The following is a 20054-nucleotide window of genomic DNA, read 5'->3' on the forward strand; positions in this document are numbered from 1 at the left end:
TGCGCCATCGGGCATGTCGCCGTCTGCCCCCGCCGAAGCGGTTGATTTTAGTTGCTGGCGGTTTTCACTGGTTGTTCTGATTTCTTGTCATTACCGGCAATGAACGGGCTCCACGGCTGGGCGCGAACCGGTTCTTCAGTCTGCCAGACGACGTTGAACTGACCATTGCCTTCAATCTCGCCAATCATCACCGGTTTATGCAGATGGTGGTTGGTGGCATCCATCGTCAGCGTAAAGCCCGACGGTGCCGGGAAGGACTGTCCGGCCATTGCCGCCCGAACTTTATCGACATCTGTCGTCCCGGCTTTTTCGACGGCCTGCGCCCACATATGCAGACCCACGTACGTGGCTTCCATCGGATCGTTTGTCACCACGGTGTCAGCATTTGGCAGCTTATGGGCTTTGGCGTACGCACGATAATCGGCAACAAATTTCTGGTTGGTGGCGTTATCGACCGATTCGAAGTAGTTCCAGGCGGCAAGGTTGCCAACCAGCGGTTTGGTATCAATCCCGCGCAGTTCTTCTTCACCCACCGAGAACGCGACCACCGGAACATCGGTGGCTTTCAGGCCCTGGTTTGCCAGCTCTTTATAAAACGGGACGTTGGAATCGCCGTTGATGGTTGAAACGACAGCCGTTTTGCCACCTGCGGAGAATTTTTTGATATTGGCGACAATGGTCTGGTAATCACTGTGACCAAACGGGGTGTAGACCTCTTCGATGTCTTTATCCGCAACCCCTTTCGAATGCAGGAACGCACGCAGGATCTTGTTGGTGGTGCGCGGATAAACATAGTCGGTGCCCAGCAGGAAGAAGCGTTTGGCGCTCCCGCCATCCTCACTCAGCAGGTATTCAACCGCCGGGATCGCCTGCTGGTTGGGTGCCGCGCCAGTGTAGAAGACGTTCGGCGACATCTCTTCCCCTTCGTACTGTACAGGGTAGAACAGCAGGCCGTTCAGCTCCTCAAAAACCGGCAATACTGACTTACGCGACACGGAGGTCCAGCAGCCAAACACTACCGCCACCTTATCCTGGCTCAACAGCTGTCGGGCTTTCTCGGCGAACAGCGGCCAGTTCGAAGCCGGGTCAACCACCACCGGTTCCAGCTTTTTGCCTAATACGCCCCCTTTGGCGTTGATCTCATCAATCGTCATCAGGGCCACATCTTTCAGCGGTGTTTCGGAGATCGCCATCGTGCCGGACAGTGAGTGCATAATGCCCACTTTAATGGTATCGGCGGCCTGAACGCTAAAACTGAGTCCCATCGCAGCCACCGAGGCCGAGAGGGCAAACGCTTTGAGTAAGGTACGACGTTGCATAATTTCACTCCTGAAAATAAAAATGCTGTGAGTTCTGGTGCTACCGACAAACAACACGGCGCAAAAAAGAGTTCAGGAGGAATAAGGCAAAAAGGATGCCAGGACGAAGGCAGAAAGGAAAAAGCGTTGGCGTGCGCGGCCTGCAAGGCTTCGCGCGGGGGATGCTCCACAATGTACCCGCGTTGCATTATTTATGTGCAACGCGGTGTGCATTATTGAGGCAACTTACCAGACCTGTTGAGCTATTTCGGTGATAAGTTTGATTTTGTTCCACTGCTGGGCTTCCGTGAGCGAATTCCCCTCTTCCGTTGAGGCAAAGCCGCACTGCGGGCTGAGACAAATTTGCGCGTGGTCGACATATTGTGCCGCTTCCTGCAGGCGTGCTTTTACGCCATCCGGGTTTTCCAGTTCACCATTTTTCGTCGTCACCAGTCCCAGAACCACCTGCTGATGGCCAGGACGGATAAAACGCAGCGGCGCAAAATCGCCAGAGCGATCGTTGTCGTACTCCAGGAAGAAAGCATCGACATTGACGCTGCCGAACAGGATCTCCGCAACCGGTTCATAGCCGCCTTCAGAGATCCAGGTTGAACGGAAGTTGCCGCGACATACGTGCAGTCCCACCGTCATGTCGGCGGGTTTTTCCGCCAGCGCCCGGTTGATCACATCGGCGTAAATTCGCGCCAGCGCATCAGGGTCGTCACCACGTTCGCGAATTTGCTGGCGCTGAGCATCGGAACAGAGGTAAGCCCACACCGTGTCATCCAGTTGCAAATAGCGACAACCTGCAGCATAGAAAGCGTGGATCGCATCGCGCCAGGTGGTCGCCAGATCGTCAAAATAGTCCTTTAGATCCGGATAGACCGTGGCATCGATATCTTTACGTCCGCCGCGAAAGTGCAACACGCTGGGGCTGGGAATCGTCATCTTCGGCTGGGCGTTACCGCTAATGCTCTTCAGATAGCGAAAATCTTCCAGCATCGGATGATCGCCGAACGCCAGTTTACCCGTGACCCGCACGCCATGTGCTTTGGTCTGTACGCCGTTAAACTGAATTCCCTGCTGTGAGTCATAACGTTCAACCCCTTGCAAACCATCAAAGAAATCAAAATGCCACCAGGCGCGACGGAACTCGCCGTCCGTCACTACATGCAGACCACAGGCGCACTGCTGTTCGACCACACGACGAATGGCGTCGTCTTCAATGGCGCGCAGCTGCGGTGCGCTTAACTCGCCGCGTGAAAACTGCTGACGAGCCACTTTGATATCGTCGGGACGTAAAAAGCTGCCTACGACTTCTGCGCGAAATGGGGCCTGTTGTCTTTGCATGTGATCTCCTTCGTCGTCAGGCAAAGGTTGCCTGACGTGATAGTTTCTTATTTGAACATTTAGACTTCTGGATGTCTATGCGTCCAAATTGACATACCCTTGTCGGACAGGCAAACGAGATAAATTCATGGCTTATGAAAAAAATTCATCTTCACTCCGCAAGACAGGAAAACGCGAACCCTTCATCTTCCCATCCGGTGATGCCGCCAATCATGACCTTTACCGGTATGCCCAGTCTGGCGAGCGTTAATGCCGCCCGGTCGGCACCGTTACAGTGAGGTCCGGCGCAGTAAACCACGAACAGCGTATCCGCAGGCCACTGCGCCATCCGTTCGGCGGTCATCATGGCGTGCGGCAGATGAATCGCCCCGGGAAGATGACGACGTGCAAACGCCTCCGGTTTTCCCACCACGTGGAGTAAGACGAAATCGGGTTCCCCCTTGCGCATACTCTCATGGACGTCGGCACAATCGGTTTCCAGACTCAGACGCGACAGGAAATGGTTGACCGCAATGGCGGATGCGGCGGCGGGAAACTCAGTGACATGACTCATTCTACTTTCTCCTCAGTGACGATTATGTTTACAATAATTTAACCATCTCTGAGCTGACGTACCGCCTTCGACCATGCCAAAAAACACCAGGATTCTGCCAAAATCGCCGCGCCCGCTTGTGGTCGTACTCGCCTATGACGGACTGTGCACCTTCGAGTTTGGCGTAGCGGTCGAAGTCTTTGGTCTGCCGCGCCCGGAACTGGGCGCGGACTGGTATCGTTTTGCCGTCGCGTCGGTCGATGCTGGTCCACTCCGCGCGACCGGCGGCGTGCGGTTGATGGTGGATGGGGGACTGGAACTGTTGGCTGAGGCCGATATCGTTGTGGTTCCCGGCTGGCGAGGCAGCGACGCGCCGGTACCCGAAGCCTTGTGTACCGCGCTGCGTGCCGCGTGGGCGCGAGGTTGCCGTCTGTTGTCGATCTGTTCTGGCGTGTTTGTACTGGCAGCGACAGGGTTGCTGGACGGGCGCAAGGCCACCACTCACTGGCGCTACACGGACACGCTCCGGCAGCGTTTTCCGGCTATCGAGGTGCTTGATGACGTTCTCTACCATGATGCCGGACTGTTGCTGACCTCGGCGGGCAGCGCAGCGGGGATCGATCTGTGTCTTTATCTGATCCGCGAGGACTATGGTCTTGAGGTTGCCAACAGCGTTGCCCGACGGCTGGTGGTGCAGCCCCATCGCGATGGCGCACAGCCACAGCAGCTTCTGCGCCCCGTTGCCCGGCAGCGTGAAAGTCAGACACTGGGCCAGTTGTTTGATTTTCTGCATCAGAATCTGACGGTGAATCACGATACCGCCTCGCTGGCCAAACGCGCCGGGATGAGTCCGCGGACGTTTTTGCGTCGTTTTACCGATTGTACCGGCACCACGCCTGCACGCTGGATCCTCAACGAACGCTTATTACGGGCGCGCGATTACCTGGAAAACTCACCGCTCAGCGTGGAATTGATCGCGGAACAAACTGGTTTTGGCAGCGCCGCGTTATTTCGCCACCATTTTCGCCACATGTATTGTCTGTCTCCTTCACAATATCGAAAGAAATTTACGCTTATCGCTAAATAATCACCTAATTCAGCTTTTGTTTAGGTTAAAGCTGCTATTATCTCTTTCACCAACCAAATTAAGGTAAGCGAGGAAACACACTACTCATTAAATGGAGGCAAACATGCTGGGTAATATGAACGTTTTTATGGCCGTTCTGGGGATTATTTTATTTTCTGGATTTCTGGCCGCGTATTTCAGCCACAAATGGGATGACTAATGAACGGAGAAAGTCCTGAACCGATAAGGCCCCTTGTCGCATCACTGCACAAGGGGCCATTTTTTATGGCTGACGGGCAAAAAAAACCGCCGGATAACCGACGGTGAATGCTTGCATGGATAGATTTGTATTTTACTTTTTCCACCGTCCCGCCACTCCCGGCAGCGACAATGGATCACTTACACCTTACCACGCCGATTCTCAATGAATGTTAAACGGCAGGCGCTAAGATTGAGGCGTTTCTCGTTTCCACTCTTTTTTACTCTGGCAAGATGCAGTACGGGAAGACCACGGCTCAACAGAGCGTGTATTCTGTAAGTCCTGCGTTTCGGGACGGGAATTCCAGCGTTTTCTCTGTAATTTCTTGCCCATGAACAGCTGCATATTACCTCCGGTTGTCACTGCTTTAATCCATTAATCAATTTGTTGAAGGGAATGTAGCATATCGAGTGCAGGTTAATGTCAATAAACCGCCTGTTTTGTAAAGGCGGCAACCCACCACGAATTATTGGCAGCGAAAACGTCAACTAGCGGTTTAATTTACCGCGGCGCTAACTGACTGAGAATGGTGTGCCCCAGATAATTACTCCAGTTAAAACTATTTTGCAGAACCACCACCGCATTCTGGTTCTTTTTATCAAAGCCAATATAACTGGAATAACCGCCAATATATCCGACCTGATATGTGATCTGACGATCGGCTAACGTATCGGTTACCCATGCAATATTTGCGGCTTCTTTCTGACGATAAAACTGGGTTCTGGCGACGTCTGCAAATGCACGGGCAAGCCCGGCGTTGTCTTGCGAGGCAAAATGCGCTCGCGCATAGCCCGCCAGATCGCGCGCACTGCTGTATAAACTCGCCGCCCCGACCATATTGTGGTTAAACGTCCAGTCAGGCGTCAGTTCACCGCGTCGAATAAGCTTAGGCTGATCTCCCGCGTGACCTAATGCGCGATACGGATAGGCGTTGAGCGTCATGGGCTCAAAACTGCTGTTGTTCATCTGTAATGGCTGGAAGATCAGACGATTCGCCAGCGACGGGATCGACTCGCCGGTACGATGCTGCACGATGAAACCGAGCAGCGCGTAACCGATATTGGAATAGTGCGGCACGCGTGCCTCGGGCGCGGTGAAGTCGGCAAGAGAAGTCAGCACCGTATCGTTATCCAGTTGGGTATAGAAATTCTCCCCCGAACTGAAATAGCGCAGGAGATTTTCCAGAGTCAGCAGATCCATCGGCTGTCTGGGCAGGCCGGAGGTATGCGTCGCCAGTTGCAGCAGGGTAATCTTTCTGGCGTCATCGCTCAGCGGCGTATCTGCTGGCAGTAGCTGCGCCAGCGTGTCGTTCCAGTGCAGCACGCCCTGATTCACCAGCACGGTAGTGATTTCGGCCGTTACCCCTTTACTCAGCGACCCCAGCGCAAACAGCGTGTCTGGGGTGATCGGATATTGATGTCGGCTGTCGGTCACACCGTAACTGTGGAACTCAGCGGGTCCGTTATGTTGAATGACCGCAACCACCATTCCGCTCACCTGCTTTTCCTGCATATACTGGTGGATCATCGGATCGATACCGCGAGCATAGTACCCCACCACCGCCTGCGCACTCTGTTCGGCAGGCATATTCAACTGCGATAAGGTGCTGTTGCTACAACCAGTCAGCAGCAGAGCAGAAGAAAGAAGGAGTGGCGCGGACGCTTTCATGAGCAGAAAGTCGCCTGAAGGATATCAGCGCAGAAAGGCAGGAAAACAGACATGTACAATACGGACTCCGGAAAAAGGAGCCCGCATTGTACATCAAGTTGCTAATAATGAAGTGTCGATTGTGTTATCCCGCCAGGCCACGATGTTTGAGCATGTGCTCGATCTGTGGCTCACTACCCCGCCATGCCGGGTAAAGGCGTTCTAAATCTTCACTGTTGCCCCGTGATAAAATCGCGTCACGGAACCGCTGGCCGTTATCACGCGTCAGTCCGCCCTGCTCCACAAACCACTGATAGCCGTCATCCGCCAGCATTTGCGTCCACAGATAGGCATAGTAGCCTGCCGCGTAACCGCCCCCAAAGATATGGGCAAAATAGCTGCTGCGATAGCGCGGCGGCACCGCCGGAAGATCGAGTTGCTCCGCCGCCAGCCGTTGTTTTTCAAATGTTTCAACGTCCTGAGGGGGTTCGTCAACAGACAGACGGTGCCAGCCCATATCCAGCAGCGCGGCGCTAAGCAGTTCGCTCATGTCATACCCCTTATTGAACAGGCTGGCCTTACGCATTTTGTCCTGTAACGCCTCTGGCATTTTTTCGCCGGTGACCGCATGGCGGGCATAGCGGTCAAACACCGTCGGATGGCTCGCCCAGTGTTCATTGATTTGCGATGGAAACTCGACGAAATCACGCGGCGTATTGGTTCCCGACAGCGACGCATAGCGTTGTGACGCAAACAGTCCGTGCAGGGTATGGCCGAACTCATGGAACAACGTGATGACATCATCCCAGAGTAACAGCGCGGGCTGTCCTGAGGCGGGCTTCTGATAATTACAGACGTTGTAAATAACCGGCTGGGTTTCGTTGAGTGTCGACTGCTCGACGAAATTGCCCATCCAGGCACCGCCGCTTTTCGAATCCCGGGCAAAGAAATCACCGTAAAAAAGCGCCAGCCCAACACCGTTATGATCGTAGATTTCCCAGACGCGCACATCCGGATGGTAGACCGGAATATCAAAGCGCTCGATGAATTTGATGCCAAACAGCTGGTTGGCGGTCCAGAACACCCCTTCGTGCAGAACGGTATTCAGTTCGAAATACGGTTTGAGCTGTGATTCATCTAACGCGTATTTCGCACGCCGCACCTGCCCGGCATAAAAAGACCAGTCCCAGGCCTGCGCGGTAAACCCACCCTGTTCATCGTCAATTACCTGTTGGATATCGGTCAGTTCACTCAGCGCCCGTTGGCGCGCAGCAGGGACGATCGCGCGCATAAAGGCCTGTGCGGCCTCCGGCGTTTTTGCCATCTGATCGGCGATTTTCCACGATGCATAATCGGCAAACCCCAGCAGTTGCGCCTGGCGGGCGCGCAGGGCTACCAGCCGCTGAATCAGCGCACGCGTGTCATTGTCATCGCCTTTTTCGGCACGACGCCACCCGGCGTTAAACAGATTCTCCCGGGTCTGGCGATCGCGCAGTGCACATAATGCCGGCTGTTGCGTGGTATTCAGCAGTGGTATCAGCCATCCCTCGGCGAGCCCTTTTTCGCTCGCCGCCTGTCGCGCGCTGGCGATCTCTTCCGCGCTGAGCCCCTCCAGTTGATGGGCGTAATCGACTACCAGTCCGCCAGATTTATTCGCCGCCAGCAGGCGCTGGTTAAACTGGCTGGTGAGCGTCGCGGCTTCGGTATTGAGCGCCCGGAGTTGCGCTTTATCGGCATCGCTCAGTTGGGCCCCGGCGAGAACAAAACGCTGGTGTGTCACCTCGATCAGACGCACGGATTCATCGTCGAGCCCCAGCGCATCACGTTGTTGCCAGACGCAATCAACGCGGGAAAACAACGCGCGGTTCAACCAGATATCATTCGCCAGTTCCGCGAGCTCGGCAGAAAACGCCTCATCGAGACGCTGAAGTTCATCATGCGTATGTGCCGCGGTCATGGCGAAGAAGACGCTGGTGACGCGGGTTAACAGCTCACCACTTTTCTCCAGGGCGAGAACCGTATTGGCAAAATCCGGGGCCGCGCTATTAGCAATTATGGCGGCGATGTCCGCGCGCTTTTGCTTGATCCCTTCGTCAAAGGCGGGACGATAGTGTTCCGTTTTAATCAAATCAAAACGGGGCGCCTGATACGGTAACAGGCTGTGGCTAAAGAACGGATTCGTTAACGACATCTTTCACTCCTGAAAACGATCTGTTCAATAGAGTAGGCTTCAGGGTAAAAGACCGCAATCCTGTAAAACCAGGGTTACCCGTGAGAGCGAATCACATGCTATGGTAGTCAAACGTAAAAAGCGTTGAGGAACAGTGAGATGATCGTTTTAGTAACCGGAGCAACCGCAGGTTTTGGTGAATGCATTACACGTCGTTTTGTTGAGAACGGGCATAAAGTCATTGCCACTGGCCGTCGCCAGGAACGCCTGCAAGAGTTAAAAGAGTCGCTGGGTGATAACGTGCTGATCGCGCAACTGGATGTGCGTAACCGCGCAGCCATTGAAGAGATGCTGGCATCGTTACCTGCCGAGTGGCGTGACATCGACCTGCTGGTCAACAACGCCGGGCTGGCGCTGGGTCTGGAGCCTGCGCATAAAGCCAGCGTGGAAGACTGGGAAACCATGATCGATACCAACAACAAAGGGCTGATTTACATGACCCGCGCCGTCCTGCCGGGCATGGTCGAGCGTAACCGTGGGCATATCATCAACATCGGCTCTACCGCAGGCAGTTGGCCTTATGCTGGCGGCAACGTGTATGGCGCGACCAAGGCGTTTGTACGTCAGTTCAGTTTGAACCTGCGTACCGACCTGCACGGCACGGCCGTTCGCGTCACGGATATCGAGCCGGGTCTGGTGGGCGGCACCGAGTTTTCTAACGTGCGCTTTAAAGGCGATGACAATAAAGCGGGAAAAACCTATGAGAACACTACGGCGCTGACGCCGGAAGATGTGACCGAAGCGGTCTGGTGGGTCGCCACCCTGCCTGCCCATGTGAACATCAATACGGTAGAAATGATGCCAGTGACGCAATCTTTTGCCGGACTGAGCGTTCATCGCGGTTAATTTGTCTCCCGGCCCGCGGGCCGGGTATAGCTCGCGACAAAAAAGTGGTAGAATTTGTGGGTTAATTTTCTAAAAAGTAAGAGCGAATGACCGTCGAAACGCAACTCAATCCTACACAGCCCGTAAATCAGCAGATTTATCGCATTCTTCGCCGTGACATCGTGCACTGCCTCATTGCACCAGGCACGCCGCTGTCCGAAAAAGAGGTGTCTGTTCGCTTCGATGTGTCTCGCCAACCAGTGCGTGAAGCGTTTATTAAGCTCGCGGAAAACGGCTTGATTCAGATCCGTCCGCAGCGCGGCAGCTACGTCAACAAGATCTCCCTCTCGCAGGTGCGAAACGGCTGTTTTGTCCGTCAGGCTATCGAATGCGCGGTGGCGCGGCGGGCCGCAGCCCAAATCACCGACAGTCAGTGCTATCAGCTTGAACAGAATCTTAATCAGCAGCGGATTGCGATTGAGCGCAAACAGCTGAATGATTTCTTCGAGCTGGATGACAATTTTCACCAGAAGCTGGCAACCATTGCGGACTGCCAGCTGGCCTGGGACACCATCGAAAATATCAAGGCCACCATCGACCGTGTGCGTTATATGAGTCTTGATCACGTCTCTCCACCGGAAATGTTGCTTCGCCAGCATCTCGATATTTTTTCAGCCCTGGAAAAACATGACGCCGATGCTGTCGAGAAAGCCATGACTCAACATCTGCAAGAAATCGGCGAGTCGGTCCTGCTGATCCGCCAGGAAAACAGCGATTGGTTCAGCGAAGAGTAATTCCCCTGCCTCATCTCTCGTGAGATGAGGTCTCTCCGTCCCCCCTGCATGTCCACATCAAAAAAGATGTGAGATTGATCAAAAACAAAAAAAATCCTGACTGATAAGCGTATTTATATAGCGCCCGTTACGTGGGACCTGAGCCCACGGGCTTTGACGGTAAGTTAGAAAGGAGAAAATACCATGATGACATACGATCGTAACCGTAACGCAATCACCACAGGCAGCCGTGTGATGATCAGTGGCACCGGCCATACCGGTCGCATTAAAGCGATTGAGACCGAAGGCCTGGATGCGGCGCAAATTCGTCGTGAAAAAACAGTCGAAGTGGAAGGCTGTGAAGGCAAATTTGCCCCGGTAGAACTGATTCGTCTCGGCATGAACTAATGGTGTGAGTGCCGGATAATGCCTTGATTATCCGGCAGTCCTGAGGCATTTACTTCACGTTTGCTGCATACTTTGCCACGGTGGCTTTCGCCCCTTCCGCCAGCAGCGTCTGATACGCGTCTTTCACGGCCTGCGTGAATAACGCGACCTGCGGCAGTTCGTTACCAAAGATTGCCTCAATAGCCAGCAGCGCTTCAACACGGCTTGCGCCTTCCGCACTGTTTTGTACCGCCTGTTGGATCACTGGCAGAAGCGGATCGTTGACTTCAATGGCATTTCCCTGTTCATCCACGCCGCCGACATAGCGCATCCAGCCCGCCACGCCCAGCGCCAGCAAATCAAAACGACTGTTATGTGCCAGATGCCAGCGTACTGAATCGAGCATCCGCTGAGGTAATTTCTGGCTACCGTCCATCGCAATCTGCCAGGTACGGTGACGCAGCGCCGGGTTGCTGTAGCGTTCAATAAGCAGGTCTGCATAGCGAGTGAGATCCACCCCCTGCACTTTCAGCGTGGGCGCCTGCTCGTTGAGCATCAGTGCGCGGGCAGCCACCCGATAATTTTCATCACCCATGCAGTCGTTGATATGCTGATACCCGGCGAGATAGCCCAGATACGCGAGGAATGAGTGGCTGCCGTTGAGCATCCGCAGTTTCATCTCTTCAAACGGGATCACGTCAGAGACCAGTTCTGCCCCGGCTTTTTCCCACTGCGGACGGCCGGCAACAAAGTTATCTTCAATCACCCACTGACGGAATGGCTCGCAGGCCACACCGGCCGGATCGCGCACGCCGGTCAGGTTTTCAATTTTATCCAGCGTGTCAGTGGTGACGGCCGGAACAATGCGGTCAACCATCGTCGACGGGAACGTGACGTGTTGTTCGATCCATGCGGCCAGTTCGGCGTCCACGGCACGCGCGTAAGCGGTGACCACGTTACGCATCACGTGACCGTTTTCCGGCATGTTGTCGCAGGACATCACGGTGAAGGCGGCTAAGCCCGCCGCTTTACGGCGCGCCAGCGCTTCAACCACCACACCCGGCGCAGATTTCGGCTGATGTGGGTTTTGCAGATCGGCTGCGATCATCGGGTGATCCAGCATCAGTTGTCCTGTCGCCGGGGAATGGCAATACCCTTTCTCAGTAATCGTCAGTGAAACAATCGCAACCTGTGGTTCACACATCGCCGCCAGCACGCTCTCCAGCCCGTCAACCTGAGCATGCAGCGCCTTTTTCACCACCCCCACGACTCTCGCGGTCCAGGCATCGGCAGACATTTCCGCCACGGTATAGAGATTATCCTGCTGTTTGAGATCGGCGATCTGCTGTTCCCCGCCGATCAGGTTCACTTCGCAATATCCCCAGTCGCTGTTATGCTCCGCCGCCAGGATATCGGTATAGACGCCCTGGTGCGCACGGTGGAAAGCACCAAAACCAAGATGAACAATACGCGGGAACAGTCGGTTGCGATCGTAGTCAGGAAGCGTCGCTTTTGCCGTTAAGAGCTTGTTTTGCATTGTATGACCTACTTTGAATGAAATCAGGACGGTTCCAGATTAACGCCTGTATGGTTGTATGTTTTGATTTGAATTAATCTTTTGCCAATTGGTATAACATCATTTGAAAGTTATGTGACAGGATGCAATTCCTGATGCTGAGCCTGACGCCCAGGGCAGGCTCCCTGGGCTGAGTGATGGCTGCATCCCTGCAGCCATTAGGTGACAATCCTCTTAATCGTGCTTGCGCCACTCCTGGTATTCACGCTTGAGTCGCTGTGGCGCCGTTTCAGGCATCATGAGCAAGCCGATAACAGAAATGATGCCGAGAACAATCACATAGCTTGCTAACCCGTAGTAATGCCCACCGGTCATCTGCAAAATCTTCACTGCCACCAGCCCCAGTACCCCGCTGCCAATCAGTGAACCCAATTGCCAGATTAAAGCGATGCCGCTGCAGCGAATATGCGTCGGGAACAGCTCCGGGAAGAACGATGCCTGCGGTGCGTAGCACATGCTATGGCCAAAGCTAATGACGATAATCATCACCAGCTGCGTCAACCAGAAATTGTCCTGATTAATGGCCAGGAAGAACGGAATAATCATTATGACCTGAATCAGCGCGCCCATGATATACACCGGCTTACGACCAATTTTGTCACAGAGCGCCCCCATCATGGGTATGGCAAGCACTTCGATCACCACAGCGATAATCATGGTTTCCATTAAGATATTGGCATCCAGATTATTGGCTTTGCCGTACGCCAGGACGATTACCGTGAACATGGCAAACGTACAGGCTTCAATCAGTTTTGCGCAGACGCCTTTTACCACGATGCCAGGAAAATCGCGGATGACTTCAATGAGTGGACGGGACTCTTCTGCTTTCGTCTCACGAATCTGCGCAAAGACAGGAGACTCATCGATTCTTAGGCGAATAAACAGGCCAACGATCACCAGCAGCAGACTAAGCAGGAACGGAATACGCCAGCCGTAATCCATCATTGCTTCAGGAGATAAGGTGGCATTGAGCAGTGCAAACAGTGCCATCGGTAACAAAAAGCCGACCGGCGCACCAATTTGTACCCAACTGGCAAAGAATCCGCGCCGTTTAGGTTCGGCATATTCTGCCGTCATCAAGACCGCCCCGGCCTGTTCACCCCCGACACCAAACCCCTGGAGTACGCGAATGAAGATCAACAGAACGGGTGCCCAGACACCGATTTTTTCGTACGTTGGCAATAAGCCAATGCAGAATGTCCCGAGCCCGACAATCAGTATCGTGATAACCAGCGCTTTTTTACGCCCCACTTTATCGCCGATATGTCCAAAGACAATTCCGCCCAAAGGCCTTGCCAGGAAGCCCACCGCATAAGTGGCAAATGCGGCCAGCGTACTGATTAACGGATCGTCACTGGGGAAAAACAGGTGACCAAAGAACAGCACTGCCGCAGTGCCATAGGCAAAAAAGTCATAGTATTCAGCAGCTGTACCAATCGCTGAAGCAGAAGCGACGCGACGAACTACGGGTTTGCTATCAACATCATTTTTAATATCAACGGAACTAACCATAAATAATTACCTTCGTTGGTTCAGAGGTGAACAACATCCGTGTCGTATAAATGTTAACTTACCAGTTCCACAAGGTGCCATCTTCAAGCCGGGCAACCGGCAGATAGGCGGGGTCATAGGGATATTTCGCCGCCAGTTTTTCATCGAACTCGATACCCAGTCCCGGCTTCTCGCCCGGATGCATATAGCCGTTGTCAAAGGTCCAGTTGTGCGGGAAGACTTCCAGCATCTGTTCGGAATAGCCCATGTATTCCTGCACGCCAAAGTTCGGTACCCACAGGTCAAAATGCAGCGCAGCGGCCATACAAACCGGAGAAAGATCGGACGGGCCGTGTGAACCGGTACGCACCTGGTAGAGCGAAGCGAAGTCGGCGATGCGACGCATGCCGGTGATCCCGCCCGCATGGGTGATCGTGGTGCGGATATAATCGATGAGCTGTTCTTCAATAAGCTGCTTGCAGTCCCAGATGCTGTTGAAGACTTCACCGACGGCAATCGGGGTCACCGTGTGCTGACGGATCAATCGGAAGCACTCCTGGTTCTCGGCAGGCGTCGGATCTTCCATCCAGAAAAGGCGATAATCTTCAATGCTTTTACCAAAGCGCGCCGCTTCTATGGGTGTCAGGCGGTGGTGCATGTCGTGAAGGAGATGCTCGTTAAAGCCGAACGTATTGCGCACCGCCTCGAACAGTTTCGGCGTGAAATCAAGATACTTTTCCGTCGACCACAGTTGCTCTTCCGGCCACTGTCCTTTGGTGGCGGGTTCATAGGCCTGCCCTTTTCCCTTTGCCATGCCGTAGGTGGTTTTCATACCTGGCACGCCGCACTGAACGCGAATGGCTTTGAAGCCCATCTCTTTATGGCGTGCATAGTCTTCCAGCACATCATCCACGGTGTGACCGGTGGTGTGGCAGTAAACCATCACCCCTTCGCGTGATGCGCCGCCAAGCAGTTGATACAGCGGCATGTTGGCGGCTTTCGCTTTGATATCCCACAGCGCCATGTCGACGGCGGAGATAGCAGACATGGTCACCGGGCCACGACGCCAGTACGCGCCTTTATAAAAGAACTGCCAGATATCTTCGATGCGGTGCGCATCCCGACCGATCAACTGTGGGCAAAGATGATCTTTCAGGTAAGACGCGACGGATAACTCACGTCCATTCAGCGTGGCGTCTCCAAGACCGGTGATACCGTCCTCGGTCGTAATCTTCAGTGTGACAAAGTTACGTCCCGGACAGGTGACAAAAACCTCAGCCCCTACAATCTTCATTTTTTCTTCCTGGTTCTGTGTGGTGATGGTGAGAATCTACGCAATGCACATACTACCATACAAGTATAAGTGATTTATTTTTCAATCTTGATCACAAAAAATCACAGGCTATAAAAGGAGGCTTTTCAGGGGAAAACGTCTGGCGGATGCCTGCACAGAGCAGCAGCAGACACCTTAATCCATTGAATTTAAATAAGAATAAAGAGGGATTTACGAGAAATGACACATGTCATACGCCAAGAGCATGACACATCTTGCGCAGGTAACGCTTAGCCGCGCCCCCATCCCGCTACAATAATCAGCATTCCGCACAGTGCGATGAGCGCCCCGCTCCAGTCATACAGGCTGAGTTTGACGCCATCGACCACGCGCAGCCAGATCAGTGCGGTACAGACATAAACGCCACCGTATGCGGCATACACCCGACCGCTGGCGGCAGGATGCAGCGTCAGCAGCCAGACGAACAGTGCCAGCGCAACGCCTGCGGGTAACAACAACCAGACGGTGGCTCCCCGCTTCAGCCAGAGCCAGGGCAGAAAGCAGCCGATAATTTCGCAAAGCGCAGTGGCAAAAAAAAGCAGCGTGGTTTTAAGCATCTGAATCGTTCATTGACCTGAGGTTCAGGCATGATACGCCATAATCCCCCGATCTTATCCATAACCTTGCGGCGGGTATGCCCTGCGCAAGGAATGGTGTAGAATTTGCCTGCAAATGATGCTTTTTGCGTCGCTCATAAAAGGAACTTGCCATGAACATTACGCTTCGCAAACGCCTGTGCCTGACGGCAATGCTGCTGCTGGGTGCTGTCGTCTACACCGCGACCGCGCAGGCTGAGACCAGCCGACTGGTGATTGAATCAGGCGATAGCGCCCTGAGCCGTCAACAGGCGGCCATGCAAAAAGAACAGTGGGATGACACGCGCAGTCTGCGTCAGAAAGTGAACAAACGCGCGGAAAAAGAGTGGGATAAAGCGGATGCCGCCTTTGATAACCGCGACAACTGCGAACAGAGCGCCAACCTGAATGCGTACTGGGAACCGAACACCCTGCGCTGTCTGGATCGTCGCACCGGTCGCGTGATTGCCCCTTGATATAACGCGTTAAAAAGACATTAAGGATTAGGTATGACAAGCGCCCTCAGTGTTAAGCTGCGCCCGCTGGAGCGTGAAGATTTACGTTTTGTCCATCAACTCGACAACAACGCCAGCGTGATGCGCTACTGGTTTGAAGAGCCTTACGAAGCGTTCGTCGAGTTGTCCGATCTCTACGATAAGCACATTCACGATCAAAGTGAACGCCGTTTCGTCGTGGAATGTGATGGCGAAAAAGCGGGCCTGGTCGAACTGGTTGAAATTAACCATGTCCACCGTCGGGCTGAATTTCAGATCATTATTTCCCCGGAATACCAGGGAAAAGGTCTCGCCTCACGGGCCGCTAAACTGGCGATGGACTACGGATTTACCGTACTTAACCTCTATAAGCTGTACCTCATCGTTGATAAAGAGAACGAGAAGGCGATCCACATCTACCGTAAGCTGGGTTTTATGGTCGAAGGCGAGCTGATTCATGAATTCTTTATCAACGGGGAATACCGCAATACGATCCGGATGTGTATCTTCCAGCATCAGTACCTGGCAGAGCATCGCTCGCCGGGATCGACGATGCTAAAACCTACCGCGCAGTAACCGCTGCGCGGTCCTCTCAATAGTAATCGATGGTATTTTTGATCGTGTAGTTGTGCTCGACCGCGGGTTTGACGCTTTCATCAACGATCACCAGCGTACAGTCGGTGGGATTGGCATGACGGTCATAGTCGCAGGTCTGTTTAACGTTCCCCAAAGGGTGATCGTTAAGCAGACTCACCGCCGTGTAATCCAGCTTCTTGCGCGGATCGGTCGAGGGTTTCGCGCTGACGGATAACGTCTGGTCCTTGCTGATCGTGGTCTTGCCGAGCGGATACCCTTCCGCATCATAGCGGTACTGGACTTTCATCTCTTTTCCCGTTGCCGCAACGACAAAACCATTATCATCGGTATCCCAGACGACGCCCGCTGACGGCAGTTCCGCCAACTGACATTTCCCCTGCAAACGCACCTTTTTCTCCAGCGTTTCGGCATCGCGATAATAGTTCGCGTCCAGCACCAGCGCTACAGCGGTATTGTTTTCGAGATCGTGTAACTCAAGCGAGTCAAAACAACCTTCTTCAGACAACGTACCGTTGACGCGCTTCGTCACTTCTCCCTTCTCATTAAGCAACGTCTGGCTGAAATCTTTTACCGGCCCGCGTAAGGGATCAAAGTCAAATTCATTAGAAAAGCTGGCCATTTCCGGCGTAAAGGAGAGCGGCGTTGCGCTGTTGTCACATCCCACCAGCGCAACACCAAGCGACAAAAGAAATATCTGTTTTTTCACAGGTTCCCCAAGAGAAAAAGATGATCTTCAGTCATAGTAGCAAAGACTGTCGTTTACTGTATACCTGCGCGAAAGTGGCATAAACAAGGGTAAATCGTGAGCAGAATTCACGGTTTCCTCTCACGTTAATTGATCAAGATCAAACTAATGTGTATCTGTTTTTTACAGTATTCCTAAAAAATACGCCTCGTGGCATTTAAGTAATGATTACCCGTCAAATGACTAGCCGATGAGTCATTCCTTTGACAATGAAAATGACTCATCCTGCCTATCCATTATCTCATTGTATAAGGATAATTATTTGTACAATTCCTATTATTTTAAATAGCCTTAATAAGATATATTACTTGCAAAAAAAACATATAAGATCTTATATAAGAAAATAAACATTATATTAAATAGATAAAACCTATTAAAGATTCCAATAATTCAAAGATAAAACCATTTCGTTATTTTCAATGATGCAAATAAAATATGCCTTAGATAAACAATATTTATTTACACATATTATATCGCGTTCAACATAAAAGCATTAAGAGATTGTTTTAAAGACGAAATGTTATTTTCAACACCAGGCACTCTCTTATGGAAGAGACAATTATGAAAATTAAATACTTGCACCACCCAAAATCAATGCTCGCAATCGCTGTGGCACTGGCTGTACAAACTGCCGCCGCAGCGAATGTGGATAATATCAATCTGTTAGCTGTTACCCCTCCGACCGGAGGCAACAGTATTGTCCTTGTTAATAATAATGACACACTCACCCTTTCTAACACAGAAAATACTGAGAGTTACTGGAATAACTTCAGTACATTACGTGTTGGAGACGCTAGCGCCGGATCAATGATCATTGACGGGCGGGATATTCTGACAACAACAGGGGCGGAAATTGGCCGTGCGGCAACAGGCTCTGTGACATTAACCAATGGCGCAACCTGGGAACTGAATAATTCGTTAATTCAAATTGGGCTGGAGGGCGGTACCGGCATACTGAATGTACATAACGGTAGCAAAATCACCGGTATTGCTGGATTACGCGTCGGCGAATTTTACGAAACGGGAGAGGGTCTACTTTCCATCGACGGTGCTAATTCATCCGTTGCGACCAACCATATTATCGTTGGAGATCAGAATCACGGTAAATTATTGATTACCAATGGAGGTAAACTCTCAACGACGGAGCACATGAACATTGGCTACGTCGGCAATACGAGTAACACCAGTCGTAATGGCTACGGTGTCGCCCTCGTGGACGGTGAAAACTCGCTGCTGGATGTGACGGAAGGTATTTACCTCGGGGGGTTTGCAACAACGCCCAATGACGCCACCGGGATCCTCACCGTCAGCAACGGTGCAACGGTCCGCTCGGGTAACTTAATCTGGCTGGCAGTGGGAGAAGGCAGTACCGGCATCCTGAATATTGGCGGCGCAAAGGGCGAAGCACAACAGGCTGCGGGAACACTGAACCTGCCGTGGATCTACCTTGGCAACACCAGCGGTATGAGCACGGCAGAGCTCAACTTTAATCACAACAGCGACGACTTCGTGCTGGCATCACGAATCTACGGTAATGGTGAAGTCAATCATGTTGGGTCCGGTATCACCACGCTGACAGGAGCCAATACCTACAGCGGCAACACGCTTGTCTCCAGAGGTACGCTGCGCGCAGGTGCGGAGAATACGTTTAGCGCCGCGTCAGATTACACCGTCAGCGAAGGCGCCAGTCTGGATCTCAATGGTTATTCGCAAACCCTGAACTCGCTGGATCTGGCAGGTACAGCAACGCTCTCCTCCCCATCACAAGCCAGAGCGGCCTTTACGCCGACCACGTTAACCATCGCGGGCAACTACGCGGGTAACAACGGTCTGCTGGCCTTGCGTACCGTACTGGGTGATGACCTTTCCGCGACTGATAAAATGATTGTCCGTGGTGACACCAGTGGCACTACACGTGTCAGCGTCACCAACGCTGGCGGCGGCGGTTCGCAGACGGTAGAAGGCATCCCCATTGTGGAAGTCGAGGGTGCTTCTAACGGGACCTTCGTCAAAGAAGGTCGTATCGTCGCGGGTGCTTACGATTACAACATCATTAAAAAGAACAACCAGAACTGGCATCTGACCAGCGAGGCGATTCCGACTCCGTTACCGCCAGATGAACCCGCGCCAGCCTCACCGGAAACGCCAGAGCAGCCTATTCCCCAGCCTGGTGAACACCAGTATCGCCCGGAAACCGGCAGCTATCTGGCGAACACCCTTGCCGCCAACACGCTGTTCACCACCCGGCTTCACGATCGTCTGGGTGAAACCCAGTACACTGACGTCTTTACCGGCGAGCAGAAGGTTACCAGCCTGTGGATGCGTCATGTCGGTGGGCATAACCGCTTCAAAGACAGTTCCGGGCAGATCAGCACCCAGAGTAACCGCTACGTGATGCAACTGGGCGGTGATATCGCACAATGGAGCACCGACGGCCTCGATCGCTGGCATCTGGGTCTGATGGCCGGTTACGCCAACAGTAAGAGCCGCAGCCACTCCAGCCTGACCGGCTACACCTCTCGCGGGGAGATCAGCGGCTACAGCGCCGGTCTGTACGGCACCTGGTATGCCAACGACGCCGATAAAACCGGTGCGTATGTCGATGGCTGGCTGCTCTAYAACTGGTTTGACAACACCGTGTCCGGACAGGGTCTGGCGTCTGAAAAGTATGACTCGGACGGTATCACCGCCTCTGTCGAAACAGGCTACACCTGGAAACTGGCCGAATTCAGCGAGCGTAACGCGCTGTACATCCAGCCTAAAGCGCAAATCACCTGGATGGACGTGCAGGCTGATACGCACGTTGAGAAAAACGGCACTCGGGTGGTGGATAAAACCGACGGCAACCTGCAAACGCGTCTTGGCGTCAAAGCCTA

General features: G+C 53.1%; 18 protein-coding genes. 8 read left to right on the plus strand and 10 right to left on the minus strand.

The genetic code is table 11. From position 1 onward, the window contains the following. Positions 1–47: 47 nt before the first annotated feature. The 3 genes from urtA to AOY24_RS17165 all read right to left on the minus strand — a co-directional run bounded on the left by urtA (position 48) and on the right by AOY24_RS17165 (position 3201). On the minus strand, positions 48–1319 hold the full coding sequence (urtA, locus tag AOY24_RS17155; RefSeq protein WP_043000733.1) for an urea ABC transporter substrate-binding protein: 1272 nt from the start codon (positions 1317–1319) through the stop codon (positions 48–50). 225 nt (positions 1320–1544) lie between these two features. Further along, positions 1545–2648 carry a cobalamin-independent methionine synthase II family protein gene (locus tag AOY24_RS17160; RefSeq protein ID WP_054177040.1) on the minus strand — a complete coding sequence of 368 codons (1104 nt, stop codon included), beginning with the start codon at positions 2646–2648 and terminating at the stop codon, positions 1545–1547. A gap of 151 nt (positions 2649–2799) precedes the next feature. Further along, positions 2800–3201 carry a rhodanese-like domain-containing protein gene (locus AOY24_RS17165; protein ID WP_043000735.1) on the minus strand — a complete coding sequence of 134 codons (402 nt, stop codon included), beginning with the start codon at positions 3199–3201 and terminating at the stop codon, positions 2800–2802. Between the two features lie 73 nt (positions 3202–3274). Here AOY24_RS17165 and ftrA point away from each other — a divergent pair, with 73 nt between their 5' ends. Further along, positions 3275–4267, plus strand: a complete 993-nt coding sequence (gene ftrA, locus AOY24_RS17170; protein WP_043000736.1) for a transcriptional regulator FtrA — start codon at positions 3275–3277, stop codon at positions 4265–4267. A gap of 103 nt (positions 4268–4370) precedes the next feature. Then, positions 4371–4466 (plus strand): protein MgtS, encoded by a 96-nt coding sequence (gene mgtS / locus AOY24_RS25015; protein WP_000901367.1) that lies wholly within the window; start codon positions 4371–4373, stop codon positions 4464–4466. A gap of 540 nt (positions 4467–5006) precedes the next feature. Here the strand turns inward: mgtS and AOY24_RS17175 are convergent. After that, positions 5007–6173, minus strand: coding sequence for a serine hydrolase (locus tag AOY24_RS17175; protein ID WP_054177041.1), 1167 nt, complete (start codon positions 6171–6173; stop codon positions 5007–5009). A gap of 124 nt (positions 6174–6297) precedes the next feature. Further along, positions 6298–8343, minus strand: a complete 2046-nt coding sequence (gene dcp, locus AOY24_RS17180) for a peptidyl-dipeptidase Dcp (protein WP_054177042.1) — start codon at positions 8341–8343, stop codon at positions 6298–6300. 138 nt (positions 8344–8481) lie between these two features. Here dcp and ydfG point away from each other — a divergent pair, with 138 nt between their 5' ends. The 3 genes from ydfG to ydfZ all read left to right on the plus strand — a co-directional run bounded on the left by ydfG (position 8482) and on the right by ydfZ (position 10388). Beyond that, the gene (ydfG, locus tag AOY24_RS17185; protein WP_043000738.1) at positions 8482–9228 is read left to right on the plus strand and encodes a bifunctional NADP-dependent 3-hydroxy acid dehydrogenase/3-hydroxypropionate dehydrogenase YdfG; all 747 of its coding nucleotides are present in this window, start codon (positions 8482–8484) and stop codon (positions 9226–9228) included. Between the two features lie 86 nt (positions 9229–9314). After that, the gene (locus AOY24_RS17190) at positions 9315–10001 is read left to right on the plus strand and encodes a GntR family transcriptional regulator (protein WP_043000739.1); all 687 of its coding nucleotides are present in this window, start codon (positions 9315–9317) and stop codon (positions 9999–10001) included. A 183-nt stretch (positions 10002–10184) separates the two neighbouring features. Further along, complete coding sequence (gene ydfZ / locus AOY24_RS17195) at positions 10185–10388, plus strand: putative selenium delivery protein YdfZ (RefSeq protein WP_042319125.1); 204 nt, start codon at positions 10185–10187, stop codon at positions 10386–10388. Positions 10389–10437: 49 nt separating this feature from the next. Here ydfZ and AOY24_RS17200 read toward each other — a convergent pair whose 3' ends face one another. The 4 genes from AOY24_RS17200 to AOY24_RS17215 form a co-directional block, all read right to left on the minus strand. After that, on the minus strand, positions 10438–11904 hold the full coding sequence (locus AOY24_RS17200; RefSeq protein ID WP_043000740.1) for a mannitol dehydrogenase family protein: 1467 nt from the start codon (positions 11902–11904) through the stop codon (positions 10438–10440). A 213-nt stretch (positions 11905–12117) separates the two neighbouring features. Continuing rightward, positions 12118–13455, minus strand: a complete 1338-nt coding sequence (locus tag AOY24_RS17205) for an MFS transporter (protein ID WP_043000741.1) — start codon at positions 13453–13455, stop codon at positions 12118–12120. 58 nt (positions 13456–13513) lie between these two features. Beyond that, positions 13514–14728: a starvation-sensing protein RspA gene (rspA, locus tag AOY24_RS17210; protein ID WP_043000742.1), complete on the minus strand. Its 1215-nt coding sequence runs from the start codon at positions 14726–14728 to the stop codon at positions 13514–13516. Between the two features lie 269 nt (positions 14729–14997). Next, positions 14998–15324, minus strand: coding sequence for a YnfA family protein (locus AOY24_RS17215; RefSeq protein ID WP_043000743.1), 327 nt, complete (start codon positions 15322–15324; stop codon positions 14998–15000). Between the two features lie 152 nt (positions 15325–15476). On the opposite strand from AOY24_RS17215, the gene AOY24_RS17220 reads away from it, so the two are divergent. Both AOY24_RS17220 and speG read left to right on the plus strand, forming a co-directional pair. Next, positions 15477–15818: a DUF1283 family protein gene (locus AOY24_RS17220; RefSeq protein ID WP_043000744.1), complete on the plus strand. Its 342-nt coding sequence runs from the start codon at positions 15477–15479 to the stop codon at positions 15816–15818. Between the two features lie 33 nt (positions 15819–15851). After that, positions 15852–16412, plus strand: a complete 561-nt coding sequence (gene speG / locus AOY24_RS17225; RefSeq protein WP_043000745.1) for a spermidine N1-acetyltransferase — start codon at positions 15852–15854, stop codon at positions 16410–16412. 16 nt (positions 16413–16428) lie between these two features. Here the strand turns inward: speG and AOY24_RS17230 are convergent, their stop codons facing one another. After that, positions 16429–17139, minus strand: a complete 711-nt coding sequence (locus tag AOY24_RS17230) for a YnfC family lipoprotein (protein WP_043000746.1) — start codon at positions 17137–17139, stop codon at positions 16429–16431. A gap of 600 nt (positions 17140–17739) precedes the next feature. On the opposite strand from AOY24_RS17230, the gene AOY24_RS17235 reads away from it, so the two are divergent. Further along, a partial coding sequence (locus AOY24_RS17235) for an autotransporter outer membrane beta-barrel domain-containing protein (protein ID WP_082366195.1) occupies positions 17740–20054 on the plus strand: 2315 nt, incomplete at its 3' end.

Source organism: Citrobacter sp. CtB7.12, assembly GCF_001297795.1.
Lineage (GTDB): Bacteria > Pseudomonadota > Gammaproteobacteria > Enterobacterales > Enterobacteriaceae > Citrobacter_A > Citrobacter_A amalonaticus.

Coding starts and splice junctions, on each gene's coding strand:
- urtA (WP_043000733.1), bottom strand. CDS start 1,319: ATGCAACGTCGTACCTTACTCAAAGCGTTTGCCCTCTCGGCCTCGGTG.
- AOY24_RS17160 (WP_054177040.1), bottom strand. CDS start 2,648: ATGCAAAGACAACAGGCCCCATTTCGCGCAGAAGTCGTAGGCAGCTTT.
- AOY24_RS17165 (WP_043000735.1), bottom strand. CDS start 3,201: ATGAGTCATGTCACTGAGTTTCCCGCCGCCGCATCCGCCATTGCGGTC.
- ftrA (WP_043000736.1), top strand. CDS start 3,275: ATGCCAAAAAACACCAGGATTCTGCCAAAATCGCCGCGCCCGCTTGTG.
- mgtS (WP_000901367.1), top strand. CDS start 4,371: ATGCTGGGTAATATGAACGTTTTTATGGCCGTTCTGGGGATTATTTTA.
- AOY24_RS17175 (WP_054177041.1), bottom strand. CDS start 6,173: ATGAAAGCGTCCGCGCCACTCCTTCTTTCTTCTGCTCTGCTGCTGACT.
- dcp (WP_054177042.1), bottom strand. CDS start 8,343: ATGTCGTTAACGAATCCGTTCTTTAGCCACAGCCTGTTACCGTATCAG.
- ydfG (WP_043000738.1), top strand. CDS start 8,482: ATGATCGTTTTAGTAACCGGAGCAACCGCAGGTTTTGGTGAATGCATT.
- AOY24_RS17190 (WP_043000739.1), top strand. CDS start 9,315: ATGACCGTCGAAACGCAACTCAATCCTACACAGCCCGTAAATCAGCAG.
- ydfZ (WP_042319125.1), top strand. CDS start 10,185: ATGATGACATACGATCGTAACCGTAACGCAATCACCACAGGCAGCCGT.
- AOY24_RS17200 (WP_043000740.1), bottom strand. CDS start 11,904: ATGCAAAACAAGCTCTTAACGGCAAAAGCGACGCTTCCTGACTACGAT.
- AOY24_RS17205 (WP_043000741.1), bottom strand. CDS start 13,455: ATGGTTAGTTCCGTTGATATTAAAAATGATGTTGATAGCAAACCCGTA.
- rspA (WP_043000742.1), bottom strand. CDS start 14,728: ATGAAGATTGTAGGGGCTGAGGTTTTTGTCACCTGTCCGGGACGTAAC.
- AOY24_RS17215 (WP_043000743.1), bottom strand. CDS start 15,324: ATGCTTAAAACCACGCTGCTTTTTTTTGCCACTGCGCTTTGCGAAATT.
- AOY24_RS17220 (WP_043000744.1), top strand. CDS start 15,477: ATGAACATTACGCTTCGCAAACGCCTGTGCCTGACGGCAATGCTGCTG.
- speG (WP_043000745.1), top strand. CDS start 15,852: ATGACAAGCGCCCTCAGTGTTAAGCTGCGCCCGCTGGAGCGTGAAGAT.